This is a genomic window from Halomonas sp. BL6 (genome assembly GCF_006228115.1).
GTDB lineage: Bacteria > Pseudomonadota > Gammaproteobacteria > Pseudomonadales > Halomonadaceae > Vreelandella > Vreelandella piezotolerans.
In genome coordinates this window covers 1-1,665 of sequence record NZ_VDGL01000012.1, presented here as the reverse complement: position 1 = coordinate 1,665, position 1,665 = coordinate 1, and the positions used below count along the sequence as shown (strand labels likewise).

Here is a 1,665-nt window from a genome sequence, read left to right as displayed (position 1 = left end):
GTTAAGGAGGTGATCCAGCCGCAGGTTCCCCTACGGCTACCTTGTTACGACTTCACCCCAGTCATGAACCACACCGTGGTGATCGCCCTCTTGCGTTAGGCTAACCACTTCTGGTGCAGTCCACTCCCATGGTGTGACGGGCGGTGTGTACAAGGCCCGGGAACGTATTCACCGTAGCATTCTGATCTACGATTACTAGCGATTCCGACTTCACGGAGTCGAGTTGCAGACTCCGATCCGGACTGAGATCGGCTTTTCGGGATTGGCTCACTCTCGCGAGTTGGCAACCCTTTGTACCGACCATTGTAGCACGTGTGTAGCCCTACTCGTAAGGGCCATGATGACTTGACGTCGTCCCCACCTTCCTCCGGTTTGTCACCGGCAGTCTCCTTAGAGTTCCCGCCATTACGCGCTGGCAAATAAGGACAAGGGTTGCGCTCGTTACGGGACTTAACCCAACATTTCACAACACGAGCTGACGACAGCCATGCAGCACCTGTCTCTGCGTTCCCGAAGGCACTAAGGTATCTCTACCAAATTCGCAGGATGTCAAGAGTAGGTAAGGTTCTTCGCGTTGCATCGAATTAAACCACATGCTCCACCGCTTGTGCGGGCCCCCGTCAATTCATTTGAGTTTTAACCTTGCGGCCGTACTCCCCAGGCGGTCGACTTATCGCGTTAACTTCGCCACAAAGTGCGCTAGGCACCCAACGGCTGGTCGACATCGTTTACGGCGTGGACTACCAGGGTATCTAATCCTGTTTGCTACCCACGCTTTCGCACCTCAGTGTCAGTGTCAGTCCAGAAGGCCGCCTTCGCCACTGGTATTCCTCCCGATCTCTACGCATTTCACCGCTACACCGGGAATTCTACCTTCCTCTCCTGCACTCTAGCTTGACAGTTCCGGATGCCGTTCCCAGGTTGAGCCCGGGGCTTTCACAACCGGCTTATCAAGCCACCTACGCGCGCTTTACGCCCAGTAATTCCGATTAACGCTTGCACCCTCCGTATTACCGCGGCTGCTGGCACGGAGTTAGCCGGTGCTTCTTCTGCGAGTGATGTCTTTCCTAGCGGGTATTAACCGCTAGGCGTTCTTCCTCGCTGAAAGTGCTTTACAACCCGAGGGCCTTCTTCACACACGCGGCATGGCTGGATCAGGGTTCCCCCCATTGTCCAATATTCCCCACTGCTGCCTCCCGTAGGAGTTCGGGCCGTGTCTCAGTCCCGATGTGGCTGATCATCCTCTCAGACCAGCTACGGATCGTGGCCTTGGTGAGCCGTTACCTCACCAACTAGCTAATCCGACATAGGCTCATCCGATAGCGGGAGCCGAAGCCCCCTTTCTCCCGTAGGACGTATGCGGTATTAGCCTGGGTTTCCCCAGGTTATCCCCCACTACCGGGCAGATTCCTATGCATTACTCACCCGTCCGCCGCTCGTCAGCATCCAGCAAGCTGGATCTGTTACCGCTCGACTTGCATGTGTTAGGCCTGCCGCCAGCGTTCAATCTGAGCCATGATCAAACTCTTCAGTTTAAGATCAATGCGGTTCTTGCCTGTCGCCGAAGCAACAGAAGCGAACCAAACTTGGCTCAAGGGTCAAACGAATTCATTCATTAGGCCGAAGCCTGTTTGACGAGTCGCTTGCCTTGATAATGGGTGATTT

Annotated in this window: 1 rRNA gene; it reads right to left on the bottom strand. The window is 55.0% G+C overall.

The features are described from left to right. Positions 1-2 precede the first annotated feature (2 nt). Positions 3-1,535 (bottom strand): 16S ribosomal RNA (locus FHJ80_RS17280). Between the last annotated feature and the right edge of the window lie 130 nt (positions 1,536-1,665).